This is a genomic window from Streptomyces sp. NPDC020780 (assembly GCF_044334475.1).
GTDB lineage: Bacteria > Actinomycetota > Actinomycetes > Streptomycetales > Streptomycetaceae > Streptomyces.
Genome location: NZ_JBIRTB010000008.1, coordinates 380,974 through 396,036 on the forward strand (window position 1 = coordinate 380,974; position 15,063 = coordinate 396,036).

Below are 15,063 nucleotides of genomic sequence, written 5' to 3' on the forward strand. Positions count from 1 at the left end.
ATCCCCGCCGCTCTCCGGGCGGGTGTGGAGGACCCACGCGCCGTGACGGGGGTCGAGCACAACGGGGGGTGATACCCGCGGGAGCGCACGCGAGGGGAGGGCCCGTCTCACGCTCCGCGGTGGTTTCACCGTGCTGCCGGAGGTACTCATACGCTTCGGACACGCAGATCTCCCTCGGTCCTCGAGCCCTCGCACTTCGTCACGCACCGTCACATCAGATCGCTTCACCGACATTCCGGCTTGCCCACGCATTCGACCCACAGCACCTTGCCGCCCTGCCCTGGCAGACCGCTCCTGATCGGGTAGGCACCCCAGCTGTCCGCGTACTCCTGCACGAGGTACAGCCCCCGTCCCCGCTCGGCGAGAACAGGGGGCAGGTCTGCGAAGCCCCCGCCGCCGCCCGCGCCGCCGAACGGTGCGGGGATCTCCGGGCAGGAGTCCCACACCCCGACCCGCACCCGGTCCCGCCCGGCCCCCCGCAGTCGGAGTGAGTACGGTCCGGAGGAGTACCGGTAGGCGTTGGTCACCAGCTCACCGGCCAGCAGTTCGGCGGTGTCGATGAGATCCGGCATGCCGTGCACCCGCAGCACGGTCCGCAAGGTGGCTCGTGCGACCCCCGGTGCCCGTGGATCCTGCGGAAGTTGGAGGGTGTACGCCCAAGGCGGCGTTACGGTGGCCAGAGCCATGGAAGTCTCCGTTCACGGAGGAGCGTTGAGGTGTGCGTCGCGTTGCCCAGTGACCAGGTCGCTCCGTCGAGCGGGGTTCTTCCGGGCGGGTGGCCTGAGGACGAGACTAGACTTTCGCAAGGATTACTTGCGTGCTATGGGCGGAATCCTTGATGCGAACCACTCGTGCGAGTGACGCTGCAACTCCGGTGAAGTCAGGGGCGGTACAGATGGCAGGCAGGGCGGCTCCCACCGCACGCCGGACGCGACTGGGCGCGGAACTGCGCAAGCTACGCGAGCGCGCAGGGATGACCACTACCCAGGCAGCAGCGTTGCTGGGCACCAGCTCGGGCCAGCTGAGCAACATGGAGGTGGCCCGGTTCGGCGTCAGCCCGGAGCGCGTCCGCGTCGCGGCGGGTGCGTACTCGTGCACGGATCAGGCCCTGATCGAAGCCCTGGTGGCCATGACCGGCGACCGCCGACGCGGTTGGTGGGAGGAGTACAGGGGGATCCTGCCTCCCCGGCTGCTCGACCTGGCCGAGATCGAACACCACGGAACCGGCCTGCGGGCCGCTCACGGCATGCACATCCCCGGCCTCCTCCAAACCGTTGATCACGCGCGCGAGATCCATCGCCAAGCCGTGCCGGAGTTGTCACCGCCGGAGATCGAACACCGGGTTTCGTACCGCGTGAAGCGCCAGAACGTGCTGTACCGACCGAAAGCCGTCCCCTACCGGGCGGTCATCCACGAGGCGGCCCTGCGGATGAGGTTCGGAGGCCCGGCTGTCACCCGCGCCCAGCTCCGCCATCTACTGGAGGTCGGCGAGCGAGACCACGTGACGATCCGGGTCATTCCCTTCACAGCCACGAACTACCCGGGGTCAGGTCAGTCCGTCTACTACGTCCACGGTCCGGTTCCCGGCCTCGACACCGCTCAACTCGACCAGTCCCACGGGCCGGTCTTCATCGACTCCGCGGCCCAGCTCGCTCAGTACCGGCTTCTCTTCGAGCGCCTCGACGCCGCGGCCCTCGAGCCGGATCGTTCACGCGACCTCATTCATGCCATCGCTCAGGAACTGTGAAGGACATGACGATGAACGTCACCGACTGGCAGAAGTCCTCCTACTGCGCGCAGGGCGAAGCCTGCATACATGTCAGCGGTTCCCCAGGGGCGGTCGAGCTGACCGAGACCGGCGATCCGGCAGGCGCGACACTCCGCGCCGCTCCCCCCGCATGGGCCGCCCTGGTCCGCAGCATCAAGGACGCCGACAACCATGGCTGACCCCGGCGCGTCCGACGTCACCTGGACCCGCGCCGCCCCCGAGGACGCCGAAGGCCCCGGACCCTGGATCGAGATCGCGTTCGGCCCCGGGGACCTCGTCCGCCTCCGCGAGACCGGCGACCCGGACACCGTGGTGACCACCACCAGGCAGAAGTGGGAGGCGTTCACCCGAGGGGTAGTGGCTGGCGAGTTCGACCACTTCGGCGAACTCGGCGACCGGCAAGCGCTCCAGTGAGGTCGTTGGTGGCCAGAAGGTCAACCAGCCATCGGGGCAGGCGATGAGACCGGGGAGTCCGCGGACCAGAAATCGGAGCGGACGTTCGAGCGGGGAATTTCGACGCCTTCATGGGCGGGACCATTGGGGCGGGGCAGTGGGGGCGGCTACCTCCGACTTCCTTACGCAGGGGGTAGCCACCTCGAAGAACACCTGTCCCCGATCCAATCAGCAGGGAGTCCTGAACCCTTCCGGAGGGGCGACAGAGAGCGGCGACGAGCCCAAGGAAGGCCAGGTAGTTGTGGCGATCCCGGGTTGCGGCCGGCCGCATCGGCGCACCGGCCGCAGCTCGACCGTAGCCGTGGAGCCCCCGCTCGCGCAGGGTTGCTTGTTCCTTGTCCGAGCGGCAGGTGACGAGGGTGGCGTCGATGTCCAGGACCAGTCCCGGCAGGTCCCGCCCGAACGTGACGGCGAGCCTCGGCGCCGCGGCCCTGACGTTGATCCTTGCCCAGTTCGCCCTCTGGTGGGCCTTCCCCCATCCGGACATGACTCCCCTCGGCAGCACCATCGCCGGGATCCTCTACCTGCCGCTGGTCGCCTGGGGACCACTCCTTGCCGCCGTCACCCTCGACTACCACCGGCGGCGTCGAGCCGCAGGGCTCTGACTGATTCAGCATCTCCCGTTCCAGCTTCGATCCAAGGCCGTAGGGCGCGCTGTGCACCTTTGCGTGTAAGCGGCTGTGCAGGCCGACCTGTATTCCGACACTCGCCGACGTCGGCGCGCGTCACCGCCAGATCGACGGCGATCCGCCCGGGGCTGTGCCCGGCACCCCACGGCCGTCGGCCGGGACGACGAGCTTTGGACGCGACGCGGTCGTCTGCCCGCAGAACTGAGTGGTCAGTTCGCATTGCCGAGGACATCACCAGCTACCTCGCGGAAGCCCTTCACGGCCTGGTAGAGGGTGTGCTCTCGCTCGGCGGCGAGAGCGGTGTCTACCACCTTCTGGGAGGAGTCTCCTGAATGCGCGTTCTTCACCATCCGCCGCATCACGTCGGAAAGGTCGCCGGATGCGTGAGCCACACAGTCAGCCGCTTCCACTATCGAAGGCGGACCTTCGAGACTGACGACTTCAACGGCACGATGGACGTCCCGCGCCAGCGCGACGAAACGGTGGACCTTCTCGTCCACATCCCGCAGGTCAGGAGACTCTGACTGGAGCGCGCCCAACACCGCGTCCATGGCGATGTCTCGATCGTGAAGAGCACCGAGGTAGTTCGCGTAGGCGTCCCTGCGATGCTGCCTACGCGACTGGCGAAACTGCGAACGTGCGGCAGCACGCCCGTTCACCATCGCCGCGCCGAGGGTGGCGAAAGAACCTACGGCGGCGCCGAGCAGTGCGGCGATTCCAGCATCCATGATTCCATTTTGCCTTTTCCTCTTATCCGTCAACAGCCCGGTCTGCGGCCCTGCATGGTCTGGGAGCGGGCAGACAGAACGACCGGCTGATCCGACTACTTCGCCCGCCCCGACAAGGGCATCCGGGCAACATCGGGTGTGCGTGGGACTGTCCCGTCAGCACCACAACCACGAGCCCTGGTGAGACAATCCGATGATGGCCTCATCCACGGAAACGATCGACGCGTCGGTATCCGGCACCTGGGAACTCGGCGACCTGACGGTCAACCGCATGGGCTTCGGCGCGATGCGGCTGACGCAGAACGGTGCGGCCTTCGGGAAGGGCGACTCCAGCGACCGGAGCCGGGCCATCGCCGTCCTCCGCCGTGCGGTCGAGCTCGGCGTGAACCACATCGACACCGCCGCGTTCTATTTCTCGCCCCTGCGGTCCGCCAACGAACTCATCAACAGCGCCCTGGCCCCCTACACCGACGACCTGGTCATCACCACCAAGGTCGGCCCCGGCCGGGACCCCTCCGGTGAGTGGCTCTGGGCCACCCCGGGGCAGCTGCGCGGACAGGTCGAGGAGAACCTGCGCCAGCTCGGCCGGGACCACCTCGACGTGGTGAACCTGCGCGTCGCGCGCAGTCACATGTCCCAACCCGTCGCCGAGCACTTCGGCGCACTGGCCGACCTGCGCACCGCCGGCCTCATCCGCCACCTCGGCATCTCCAACGCCTCGCCGGAACAGCTGGCCGAGGCCCAGGAGATCGCCCCGGTGGTCTGCGTACAGAACAGGTACGGCATCGGCTCCCCACCCGAGCACCACGCGTTCCTGCGCGCGTGCGGTGGCCAGGGCATCGCCTTCGTCCCCTTCTACGCGATCGCCGGCGCCGGGGGCGAGGACGGCGCGGGCGACGTCCACAGCGAAGCGGTCCTCACCGTCGCCCGGAGCCACGGCGTCACGCCCGCACAGGTACGGCTCGCGTGGACGCTCCACCAGGGGCCGCACGTACTGGCCATCCCCGGCACCGGCAACCCGGACCACCTGACCGAGAACGTGGCGGCGGGCGCGTTGCGGCTCCCCGACGACGATCTCGCCCTGCTCGCGTCATGACCCGGCCGGAGCAGCAACCGAGCGAACCGGCCGGGCAGGCCGGGCTGCCCGGGCAGGTCCTTCGCTGGAACCTCTACATCGGCGGCCACCTCAGCTCGTCCGTCCCCGTACGCCTGGTAGAACGCACGGACGAGGGCCAGTTGGTGTGGCTGGAGACCGGCACCCCGATGTGGCGTACGCGTCTGCCGGGCCGGGCGCACCTCCGCGACATCCCTCCCGAGAAGCGGCCGGCCGGGGGCTACACGGTGACCGCCGATCGGTGGCCCATGGGCAGCGCACTCATCCACCAGCCCATCGGAGCGGGGCACGCGGTGTTCTGGTTCTTCGGACGGAAGCAGAAGTTCCGTGGCTGGTACGTGAACCTCGAGCGCCGGGTCCATCACGGCGAGGACATCGACGTCGCCGACCACGAACTCGACGTCACCGTGTCACCGGAATACGTCTGGCAATGGAAGGACGAGCGGTCGTTCGCCGAGAAGACCGGCCACCCCGCCTACTGGTCGGCCGACGAGGCAGTGGCGATCCGTGCCGAAGGGGAGCGCATGGTCCGGTGCGCCGAATCGAGGTCCTTCCCGTTCGACGGCTCCTGGTGCGACTTCAGGCCACCGCCCCACTGGACCATCCCTCGCCGACCCCCGGCACCGGCCCGGACCGTTCTTTGAGCGGGGCGAGCGTCCGTCCCTTCCCTGTACCTCGCCTGACGAAGCGTCCGCCGGAAGCCACCGGCGCGCTCACGGCTCTCGAACAGCGCGTACGCACGCCCATCTCCCGCGAACGCCGCAACCGCACCCTCAACCCATGGCCACATTCATTGCTAGCGGTCACAGAGCGTGATACACAGAGTAACCATGCATATGCGCTCGGATGCCGGGACGAGCCGCAGGTCAGGGCGGCCGTCCCGGTCAAACGTGCGAGATCCGGGTAAAGAGACCCGGGAAGGCGTCGTGCGAACGCGGTTTCATCAGCGAAGATAGAGACCGACCCGTGTCGAACGGCGCGGGCTGCGAACTACCCAACAGGGGCGGTGACTTACATGATCCTGGCAGCTGAAAAGGGCGACATCACCACCATCATCGGCGGAATCGCCCCGAACTGGGGGCCGTTCGGGACCCTCGGCAACGAGGCGCGCATCATGATCGAAGTGGTGATGGCGGTAGCCATCCTGCTCTGCCTCGGCATCGCGATCTGGGGTGCGGCCAAACAGCGCATCGGAGCGACGGCCCTGCGCGACACCTTCAGCGCGGAGCAGGGCAAAGGCCTCATCGTGGCGGGCCTGACCGGCGTCTTCATCATCGGCTCCCTCGGCACCCTGTTCACCATCGTGTACGGAATGGCTGTCTGACCGGACGTCAGCCGTCGAGCCGCCGGGTCCGTCCCCCCGGCCCACCCCACCCACCGTCCGTCGTGCCCACCGGCAGAGGTTGCGTCCCCTGATGTCGACTCACCACACCGCGTCCACGCGGGAACCAGCACAGCTACCGCCGTACTCCGCGGAACTGCAGACGGCCGAAGGGGCGTACGCGGCATGAGCCAGGGCGACGAGCGCGGCTACGGGGACGAAACCGGCGGCCGTACGGAGGACCCGTACAGCACCCTCGGTGGGACGCGGCAGACACGGACTCGGCTGCCCGGTGGGGACGACAACGACGGGTACAACCGCCGGCCGACGCGCGGCTCCCGTTCGCTGGTCATGGTGGTCGGTGTGGTGGTCCTGCTGATCGCGGCGATCGCGTTCGCGAACAGAGGCGGCGGGGACGACACCGCGGACGGCGGGAACGGCACGGACAAGAAGGCGGATTCGGCCCCCACCGCCCCCACGGGCACGAAGCCGGTCACCGGCCGCAACGGCGTGACCGCATCGGGCTTCGCACACGACGAGCAGGGGGCCCAGAGCGCGGCGGCGAACTACGCGGTGGCGCTGGGGTCGGCGGACATGTTCGACAAGGCGAAGCGCGATGACATCCTTAACGCTGTCATCGCTCCAGAGTCCGTCAACAGGTTCCGCACTACGCTTGACCAGGCCTACTCAACCGACTTCTTCAGAAACCTGGGGCTCAACGACGACGGCACAGTCCCTACTGGCTTCTCCTTCATTTCGCGCACGTCACCTATCGGCACGAAGGTAACGAAAGCCACGGTGGATCAAGCCACTGTTGAAGTCTGGTGTTCCGGTCTCATCGGTTTGGCAGGGGAAGGTTCGACCAAGCCCGTCACAGACGGCTGGTTCACCATCATCATGGATCTTCGATGGAGCAACGGTGACTGGAAGGCTCTGACCCACTCGCAGAGGGATGGCCCTGCTCCGGTAGGTGGCGACAACAGGGCGTCAAGCGCTGACGAGATCGCCGGAGCGGTCAACGGGTTCGGAGGGTTCACCTATGCCCGGTAGTCGGCGTCGCCGTACAACGACACTTGCAGCCCTGGTCGGTACAGTGCAGACATCGGCCATCCTCCTCGCCACTGGCGCGGTGGCTGCCCCAACTCCCACCCCCACACCCAGTGGCAGTAACAACCCCTGTGACCTTATTTACGGGGCAGCCAGGGACTACTGCGAGGACGGCGAAAGCGCACGCAGCACCTCCACGCCCCCCGCCACGGACAACGCCCTGGACCCCCTCTCCTCCCTGGCCCGCGGCTGCGCCGACGCCGCCTCCTGGACTGTCGGGAAGCTCAGCGAGGCCGTCGAGACCACCGCCACCGTGGACTTCACCAACCCCACCTTCCGCCAGCAGTACGCGGTCGTCTTCGCGGCCTCCACCGTCCTCACCCTCGTCCTGTGGCTGTTCGCCGTGGCCAAGCGCGCCATCCGGGGCGTCCCGCTCACCACCGCGATCTCCGAGGCCGTCGGGTTCCTCTGGCTCACCGTCCTGGCCTCCGCCTTCACGCCCCTCATCCTCTACGTCGTCGTGTCGGCCACGGACGGCGTCACCGCGATCATCGGGAAGGCGACCGGCAGCGACTCCGACGTCTTCTTCGGATCGTTCGCCGAGGCGCTGAAGAAGGGCGACGACATCGGCGGCGGGCCGATCATGCTCATCGTCGTCTCACTCGTCTCCGTCCTCGCCGCCGGCATCCTCTGGCTGGAGCTCGTCATCCGGGCAGCCCTGCTCTACGTCGGCGCCCTCCTCGGGGTCGTCGTCTACGCCGGGCTCGTCGACAAGAACATGTGGGGCCACGTCCGCCGCTGGGCGGGCATCATGATCGCGGTGATCATGGTGAAACCGGTGATCGTGATCGTGCTCGGCCTGGCCGGCGCGCTCTCCGCCGACGACGGGCCGAACGCCATGTCCGCCGTCGTGTCCGGCCTCGCCATCATCCTGCTGGCGATCTTCGCCTCCGCCATGATCTACCGCTTCGTCCCCGGTTTCGGCGACGAGATCCAGGGCGCCCGTACCAACCGCAAGCAGGCCACCGACGGCTCCCAGGCCGCCGCCCTCATCAGCTCTCCGGCCGCCCTGGTCTCCCAGGGCATCAAGACGCACAGCGGACGCGGCGGCGGAGAGGGGGGCGGTGGTGGCGGTGGCGCCCGGCCCGCGAACCCGGTGAGCGGCGGGGTCGCGGCGCACAGCTCCCGCACCGCCGGAGGCGGCGGGTCGGTCCCCTCGGCGGCACCCGCGCCCCGCAGCGGGGCGGGCCCCACCTCCGGCACCCCCCACGGCAGCCGCTCCCCACGCGGTTCAGGCAGCACAGGTAACACGAGCACAGGAGGTGGAGGGCGTTGACGACCCAGTCCCACACGATCGCGCCCCGCCGTACGTATCTCATCGGCCGCGCCAGGCCCAATGCGATCGTCGGCAAGAACCGTGAGACGGGCGAGATCGCCCTGATCATCGCCGGGGCCTTCCTCGGCATGATGAGCGGGCTCCTCGTCCCGGCACTCTCCCTGCGGATCGTGACGCTCGTCGGCTTCCCCATGCTGGCCCTGGCCGTCGTCTACCTGCCCTACAAGGGCCGTACGTTCTACAAGTGGTTCGAGATCAACCGCAGCTACAAGCGGACCCTGCGCCGCGGGACGGCCTACCGTTCCGCCGCCATGGAGGCCGGTGTCAGCGCCGACGGGCGTGAGGTGGAGATCGGGCCGCCGCCCGGCATCGGCAGGATCAGCTGGCTCGCCGCCCCGTTCGGGCCCGACGAGATCGCCGTCCTCCTGCACGCCGACCGCCGCACGGTCACCGCCGCCATCGAGATCGAGGGCCCCGGTGTCGGGCTCCGCGACAGCGAGGACCAGGAGGCCCTGGTCGACCGGTTCGGCACGCTACTCAAGCACGTCGCCAACGGGGACGGGTTCGTGACCCGCCTCCAGATGCTGGCCCGCACCCTCCCCGCCGACCCCGACGCACACGCGAAGGACGTCGCCCAGCGCGGTGACAGGAACGCGCCCGGCTGGCTGCAGGACTCCTACGACCAGCTCCAGTCGATGGTCTCCACCTCCAGTGAGCAGCACCGCGCCTACCTCGTCGCGTGCATGCACTACAGCCGCGACCTGGCCGCCGAGGCCCATGCCATGGCCCGCGCCATGCGCCCCCAGGGCGGCCGCAAGGTCGACCGGGACGCCGGCCTCGCCGTCGTCATGGCGCGCGAGCTCACCGACATCTGCGCCCGTCTCGCCGAGGCGGACATCCGGGTGCGCCAGCCGCTCGGCCAGAGCCGCGTGGCCTCCCTGGTGCACTCGATGTACGACCCCGACCACCCCATCGACCACATCCAGGCCATGACGAAGCGCAACGCCTGGCCCGCCGAACTGGACGCGGTCGAGCCGACCTTCCTCCAGGCCAAGACCCGTGAGTCGACGACACGCGCCCCCTGGTGCCACGCCACGGCCTGGGTGAAGGAATGGCCGATGACACCCGTCGGCGTCAACTTCCTGGCCCCGCTGCTCGTCCACACGCCCGACGTCATCCGTACCGTCGCGGTCTGCATGGACCTCGAGCCCACCGAGGTCGCCATCGAACGGATGCTGACCGAGAAGACCAACGACGACGCCGAGGCCAGCCGCCAGGCCAAGATGAACCGCACCGTCGACCCCCGCGACATCGCCGCGCACGGCCGGCTGGACCAGCGGGGTGAAGATCTCGCGAGCGGCGCGGCCGGAGTCAACCTGGTGGGGTACATCACCGTGTCGTCGCGTTCCCCCGAAGCCCTCGCCCGTGACAAGCGGACGATCCGGGCCTCGGCCGGCAAGTCGTACCTGAAGCTGGAGTGGTGCGACCGCGAGCACCACCGCGCCTTCGTGAACACCTTGCCGTTCGCCACCGGAATCCGACGCTAACGAGAGGGCAGTCACGCCATGCGAGATCCGCTGTCCGCGCTGTCGGATGCCTTCACCGCCTTCCTCTTCGGGAAGGTGGAGACGACCCGGCTGCCGGTCCGCACGTCGACGGGCCAGGCCCAGGCCGTCTACCTGCCGACCGCCGCACCCGGCCTCGGCGACTCCGGCGTGATCATCGGGCGCGAGGTGTACTCCGGCAAGGGCTACATCTACGACCCGTTCCAGCTGTACGGGCAGCAGCTCCCCGCCCCGCACTGGTTGGTGCTCGGTGAGTCCGGCAACGGCAAGTCCGCGCTGGAGAAGACGTACGTCCTCCGCCAGCTTCGCTTCCGCGACCGCCAGGTCGTCGTCCTCGACGCCCAGGGCGAGGACGGCGTCGGCGAGTGGAACCTCATCGCCCAGGAGCTGGGCATAACCCCCATCCGGCTGGACCCCACGGCCGCCCTGAACGACGGCATCCGCCTCAACCCGCTCGACCCGTCGATCACCACGACCGGGCAGCTCGCCCTCCTGCGCACGATCATCGAAGTCGCCATGGGCCACGGCCTCGACGAGCGGTCCGGTTTCGCGCTCAAGGTCGCGCACGCCTATGTCAACGAGACCGTCACCGACCGGCAGCCGGTCCTGATGGACATCGTCGAACAACTGCGCCACCCGGAACCCGAGTCCGCCCAGGCGATGAACGTCGACCTGGACGACGTACGGGCCTGGGGCCTGGACGTCGCCCTCGTCCTGGACCGGCTGGTCGACGGTGACCTGCGCGGCATGTTCGACGGCCCGACGACGATCGGCATCGACCTCGACGCCCCCCTGATCGTCTTCGACCTGTCCCACATCGACCGGAACTCCATCGCGATGCCCATCCTGATGGCGATCGTCGGCGTATGGCTGGAGCACACCTGGATCAGGCCCGACCGGAAGAAACGCATCTTCCTGGTCGAGGAGGCCTGGCACATCATCAACTCCCCTTTCGTCGCCCAGCTCTTCCAGCGCCTGCTGAAGTTCGGGCGCCGGCTCGGGCTGTCGTTCGTGGCGGTCGTCCACCACCTCAGCGACGTCGTCGACGGGGCCGCGGCGAAGGAGGCGGCGGCCATCCTGAAGATGGCGTCCACCCGCACGATCTACGCCCAGAAGGCCGACGAGGCCAGAGCGACCGGCAAAGTGATCGGCCTGCCCCGGTGGGCGGTCGAGATCATCCCCACGCTGACCCCGGGCATCGCCGTCTGGGACGTCAACGGCAACGTACAGGTCGTCAAACACCTGATCACCGAAGCGGAACGGCCGCTGGTCTTCACCGACCGCGCGATGACCGAGGGCTCCGCGGCCGACCTGCTCCCCGAGGACGTACGAGCCGCGGAGCTGGAGGCGGAGCAGCGAGCGGCGCGGATCGAGCACCAGCAACGACTGAACGAGTCCTCCGAGTCGACGGTGGCATGACATGGCACGCCAGGCACCCTCCGGTACGGGACGCGGCGGTGAGGGCGGCGGTATCCCGGACGGCCTGCTGATCGGCCTCCTGGCCTTCCTGTTCGGGCTGACGGTCCTGGCGTGGACGGCCACCGGCCTGGCCGGACTGTTCGCCCACGGCGCCTGGCCGCCGGGCGTCACCTTCACCCGCACCCCCCTGGCACTGCGCGCCCTGGCCCTCGATCCGCAGAACCTGCCGGGAGCCTGGCCCGACACCCCCGCGGACGCGCTCTCCGGATACGGGCTGTTCTGGGGGCTGTTCGTCGGCGAGCTGATGGTGTTCATGGTGCTGACGGTGTTCGTGATCGGTGTGGTGGCCCGGGGGCGCCTGGTCCGGAAGCGCCGGCAGGCCGAGGCCCGGGCGGAACGCTACGAAGCCGCCCCGGAGCCCGCACGCGGCCACGAGGCAACGCTTACGCACCGTCCCGGAGCGGAGCCCGCACACCACCCCGAGCCGGTATCGACGCCCGGCCCGACAACGACCCCCGGGCCGGTGCCCGTACGCCCGGCGGCCGCCGCCCCCTGGTCCACCGAGGCGGCCCCCGCCCGAGCCGGCGTTCCGTCCCCCGCCTCCGTACCGGCCGCCCCCGCGGCCGCGTACGCCCACGAGACGGCCCCCCTCGTACCGTCCCCCCGTCCCCCGCTCCTCCTCTACGGGACCGCCGCCACGCGCCGGCCCACCGTCGTCCAGGCCGTCCGGGAAGCCGACGGACCCGTCCTCGTCGTCACCTCCGACCCCACGGTCTGGGCCGAGACCAAGGACGCGCGCGGCAAGCTCGGCCCGGTCCTCGTCTACGACCCCGGCCACCTCTGCGACACACCGGCCCGCCTCCACTGGTCCCCCGTCGCCGGCTGCGAGGACCCCAGCACCGCGGCCGCGCGTGCTGCGGCCCTCCTCACCCCCGTCCGCCCGTCGGCCAAGGCCGACACCGCCGTCGCCGACACAGCGCAGACGCTCCTGCAGTGCTGGCTGCACGCGGCCGCCGTGGACGGCCGCCCCTTCCGGCAGGTCCACCGCTGGGCTTCCGGAGGCAGCGCACACGAACCGGTCCGCCTGCTCCGCACCCACCCCAAGGCCGCCTCCGGGCTCGCCGGCCTCCTGGAGTCCGCGCTCACCGCCTATCCCGAACGCCGGGAAGCAGCCCAGGAACTGACCGTGCGGGCGTTCACGGCCCTCTCCTCCGTACACATCCGCGAGGCCTGCACACCGAACCGCACCGACGCGCTCGCGCTGGCATCTTTTGCGGACGAAGGGGGAACCCTGTATGTGGTGGGTGAGCCCATTGAGGATCCACGCCACCGCCCCGGCGCGATGCCCCTGCTCACCGCACTCGCCTCGCACGTGGTCGAGCACGGCCGCCGCATGGCCGCACGGTCACCCGACGGTCGGCTCGACCCACCACTGACGCTCGTCCTCGACGACGTCGCGGCCGTGGCACCGCTCGCGCAGCTCCCCGGACTCCTGGCCGCCGGCCAGACCCAGGGACTTCCCACGCTGGCGCTCCTGCGCTCGCAGGAACAGGCCCGCGCCCGCTGGCGCGAACAGCTGCCGTCCCCGGGAGCACGCTGACCTCTCCTGCCACCCCGTAATCGCCGGCACCCGCCGGTGACCCGCCCACGGCCCGGCTCGCCGCAGGCCAGAGCCACCCGGGTGGGCCGTAGGCCAGCGCCGTCAGCGCCGTCAGCGCCGGATCTCGAACTCCACCTCCCGGGAGGACGGGTCCCCCGGTACGGGTGTGCTCTGCCCGGTCGGCACGAAACCGATCCGGCGGTAGAAGGCGGCGGCCCGCTGGTTGGCCTCGTGCACGTAGAGCCGCACCCGTTCGACCCGTGGATCGGTCAACGACCACGACCAGTCGACCGCCTCCCGGAACAACGCGTCGGCCACCCCGCGGCCACGGTCCTGCGGCCGGACGAAGACGCCCACCACATGGGTCTGGTCGAACTCGGCGGGAGTACCGAACCGCACGGCGTCGTCAGCCGCCCGCTCCACGAGCACCGACACCGTGCCCGCGAGACTCCCGTCCGGCCTCTCCGCGACGAACTGCCGGGCCGACCTGCCCTCCGCGACCTGGTCCGTCCGCTCCTGCCAGAAACCGTCCGGCTTCCTGACCGCGTTCTCGTACGTCTCCAGGAACGCGACGGGCGCGGCTGGGTCCTGGAGCGCCAGGAGCCGCAACTGCCGGGCCTGCTGCCAGTCCTCGCTCCGCACGGCACGCACTGTGTAGTCCATCCGCCGATCCTGCCCCGCACCCAAGCACCCCGACAAACAGGTTTCGCACACCGCGCCGTCGTACCCCGGTACTACGGCGCCCGACGTTCCGGTGCCCTGGTCGGACGACCGGCGCCCGCACGCTCCGTAGCGTCGACCGCATGATCAAAGCCTACGAACTCACCAAACGGTACGAAGACACCAACGTCGTCCAGGACCTCGACTTCACGGTCCGCCCGGTGCCGTCACCGGCTTCCGCGTCCTCAACAGCACCAGGACGTCCACCACCATGCGCATGCTGCTGGGCCTGGAAGCCCCGAACCGCGGCCGGTCCACCGCTGCGCGTGCCGCAGGCCACCCGGCCGCTGCGGAGCCACCGGCCCGCACCGCCGCAGGGAGCGGGCCGGCGTCCCGCAACTCACGAGGAGTCGGGACCGCCCACGCCTACGTCACGGCCGTCGTCGATCACCTGTGCCGCCGGGCACCCGGTCTGCTGTGCAGATCCTCCGCCGGGCCCGCTGCAGATCCAGTGGGGAACCGTCTCAGGACCAGGCAAGTCGGCCTTCGGCGAATTGACAGACCGGGTAGCTTCCCTCGGCGATCCTCGTCAGCGTCTCCGCCACCGAGTCGAAATACTGAGCCATCGATTCGTACTCGCCCGTGACCGTGACCTCACCCACGAACCATCTGCCGACGCGGCCGTCCCGCACATCGATGAACTTTCCCATCCAGCCGTCCTGGTCCGACAGGAACGGGATCCACTCGTTACGCCAGAACGGATTGTCCGGCTGGTCCGGAGGGTCGAATCCACCAGGCGTGGAGCGGTTCGCGTAGAGCCTCTCCATCGCCCGGATGCCCAGAAAGAAACTTCCCTCGTCGGGGAACCCGTCGAAGCCGCAGCATGCCACTTCGTCGTCGACGTCTTCCTCCGGCAGATCCAGATTGTTCTGCAACAGCCACGTCCGCAGGTCCCCATGCAGGGAGATCCCCATCCGTTCCTCGGCTGCCGCGAGCACCTGCTCCGTAGCGGGCCCTGGCAGATCCGCGTGATCGGCCGGCCCGTGCTCCCGAAGAAGACTCATCACACGCGACCAACTCTCAGCCACACTCATCATCCTCTGCCCTCTGCCCTCTCTACAGGGTTGTCTCCGTCCGACTACACCCCAGCGGAGGCTGGGAAGTACCGGCCGGAGAACCTTGCCGGGATGGTACTTCGAGCATGCGTTCCCTCCCTCCCCACGATGTGATCGTGGCCGGGCTCGAGTACGGCGCGGACGGCTGAGGTAGGGACTGCGCAGGCCGACCGTAGGGGAAGGTCGGGTTGTCGAACTGTCGGAGGTCGGGCTGTGAACGCAGAAAAGCCCCGTGCCACAAAGGCACGGGGCTTTCCCGGAAAAATTGTTCGGCGGCGTCCTACTCTCCCACAGGGTCCCCCCTGCAG

At 69.3% G+C, this 15,063-nt stretch carries 16 protein-coding genes; 12 read left to right on the plus strand and 4 right to left on the minus strand.

The features are described from left to right. Positions 1 to 224: 224 nt before the first annotated feature. Positions 225 to 686 (minus strand): ATP-binding protein, encoded by a 462-nt coding sequence (locus ACH4VO_RS18380; RefSeq protein ID WP_360985831.1) that lies wholly within the window; start codon positions 684 to 686, stop codon positions 225 to 227. Positions 687 to 895: 209 nt separating this feature from the next. Here ACH4VO_RS18380 and ACH4VO_RS18385 point away from each other — a divergent pair, with 209 nt between their 5' ends. The 4 genes from ACH4VO_RS18385 to ACH4VO_RS18400 all read left to right on the plus strand — a co-directional run bounded on the left by ACH4VO_RS18385 (position 896) and on the right by ACH4VO_RS18400 (position 2,826). Next, positions 896 to 1,747 (plus strand): helix-turn-helix transcriptional regulator, encoded by an 852-nt coding sequence (locus ACH4VO_RS18385; RefSeq protein WP_360985834.1) that lies wholly within the window; start codon positions 896 to 898, stop codon positions 1,745 to 1,747. Positions 1,748 to 1,752: 5 nt separating this feature from the next. Beyond that, complete coding sequence (locus tag ACH4VO_RS18390; RefSeq protein ID WP_360985837.1) at positions 1,753 to 1,947, plus strand: DUF397 domain-containing protein; 195 nt, start codon at positions 1,753 to 1,755, stop codon at positions 1,945 to 1,947. Beyond that, complete coding sequence (locus tag ACH4VO_RS18395) at positions 1,940 to 2,182, plus strand: DUF397 domain-containing protein (RefSeq protein ID WP_360985840.1); 243 nt, start codon at positions 1,940 to 1,942, stop codon at positions 2,180 to 2,182. Before ACH4VO_RS18390 ends, ACH4VO_RS18395 begins: the two co-directional genes overlap by 8 nt. A gap of 407 nt (positions 2,183 to 2,589) precedes the next feature. Then, positions 2,590 to 2,826 carry a hypothetical protein gene (locus ACH4VO_RS18400; protein ID WP_360985843.1) on the plus strand — a complete coding sequence of 79 codons (237 nt, stop codon included), beginning with the start codon at positions 2,590 to 2,592 and terminating at the stop codon, positions 2,824 to 2,826. 233 nt (positions 2,827 to 3,059) lie between these two features. On the opposite strand, the gene ACH4VO_RS18405 is transcribed toward ACH4VO_RS18400, so the two are convergent. Beyond that, positions 3,060 to 3,578, minus strand: coding sequence for a proline dehydrogenase (locus ACH4VO_RS18405; protein ID WP_360985846.1), 519 nt, complete (start codon positions 3,576 to 3,578; stop codon positions 3,060 to 3,062). A gap of 196 nt (positions 3,579 to 3,774) precedes the next feature. On the opposite strand from ACH4VO_RS18405, the gene ACH4VO_RS18410 reads away from it, so the two are divergent. The 8 genes from ACH4VO_RS18410 (at position 3,775) to ACH4VO_RS18445 (ending at position 12,980) form a co-directional block, all read left to right on the plus strand. Continuing rightward, positions 3,775 to 4,674, plus strand: a complete 900-nt coding sequence (locus ACH4VO_RS18410) for an aldo/keto reductase (RefSeq protein ID WP_360985849.1) — start codon at positions 3,775 to 3,777, stop codon at positions 4,672 to 4,674. Next, positions 4,671 to 5,336, plus strand: coding sequence for a DUF402 domain-containing protein (locus ACH4VO_RS18415; RefSeq protein WP_360985852.1), 666 nt, complete (start codon positions 4,671 to 4,673; stop codon positions 5,334 to 5,336). Before ACH4VO_RS18410 ends, ACH4VO_RS18415 begins: the two co-directional genes overlap by 4 nt. A 371-nt stretch (positions 5,337 to 5,707) precedes the next feature. Continuing rightward, on the plus strand, positions 5,708 to 6,016 hold the full coding sequence (locus ACH4VO_RS18420) for a hypothetical protein (RefSeq protein ID WP_014047394.1): 309 nt from the start codon (positions 5,708 to 5,710) through the stop codon (positions 6,014 to 6,016). 183 nt (positions 6,017 to 6,199) lie between these two features. Then, complete coding sequence (locus ACH4VO_RS18425; RefSeq protein WP_360985855.1) at positions 6,200 to 7,063, plus strand: hypothetical protein; 864 nt, start codon at positions 6,200 to 6,202, stop codon at positions 7,061 to 7,063. Further along, positions 7,053 to 8,396 carry a hypothetical protein gene (locus ACH4VO_RS18430; protein ID WP_360985858.1) on the plus strand — a complete coding sequence of 448 codons (1,344 nt, stop codon included), beginning with the start codon at positions 7,053 to 7,055 and terminating at the stop codon, positions 8,394 to 8,396. Before ACH4VO_RS18425 ends, ACH4VO_RS18430 begins: the two co-directional genes overlap by 11 nt. Continuing rightward, a complete protein-coding gene (locus ACH4VO_RS18435; protein ID WP_360985861.1) occupies positions 8,393 to 9,943 on the plus strand; it encodes an SCO6880 family protein in 1,551 nt (516 codons plus the stop codon). The genes ACH4VO_RS18430 and ACH4VO_RS18435 overlap by 4 nt, the downstream gene beginning before the upstream one ends. Positions 9,944 to 9,961: 18 nt before the next feature. Then, complete coding sequence (locus ACH4VO_RS18440; RefSeq protein WP_360985864.1) at positions 9,962 to 11,380, plus strand: ATP-binding protein; 1,419 nt, start codon at positions 9,962 to 9,964, stop codon at positions 11,378 to 11,380. A gap of 1 nt (position 11,381) precedes the next feature. Then, the gene (locus tag ACH4VO_RS18445) at positions 11,382 to 12,980 is read left to right on the plus strand and encodes a type VI secretion protein (RefSeq protein ID WP_360985867.1); all 1,599 of its coding nucleotides are present in this window, start codon (positions 11,382 to 11,384) and stop codon (positions 12,978 to 12,980) included. A gap of 111 nt (positions 12,981 to 13,091) precedes the next feature. On the opposite strand, the gene ACH4VO_RS18450 is transcribed toward ACH4VO_RS18445, so the two are convergent. Continuing rightward, on the minus strand, positions 13,092 to 13,643 hold the full coding sequence (locus tag ACH4VO_RS18450) for a GNAT family N-acetyltransferase (protein WP_360985870.1): 552 nt from the start codon (positions 13,641 to 13,643) through the stop codon (positions 13,092 to 13,094). Between the two features lie 521 nt (positions 13,644 to 14,164). After that, positions 14,165 to 14,734, minus strand: coding sequence for an SMI1/KNR4 family protein (locus ACH4VO_RS18455; protein ID WP_360985873.1), 570 nt, complete (start codon positions 14,732 to 14,734; stop codon positions 14,165 to 14,167). Between the last annotated feature and the right edge of the window lie 329 nt (positions 14,735 to 15,063).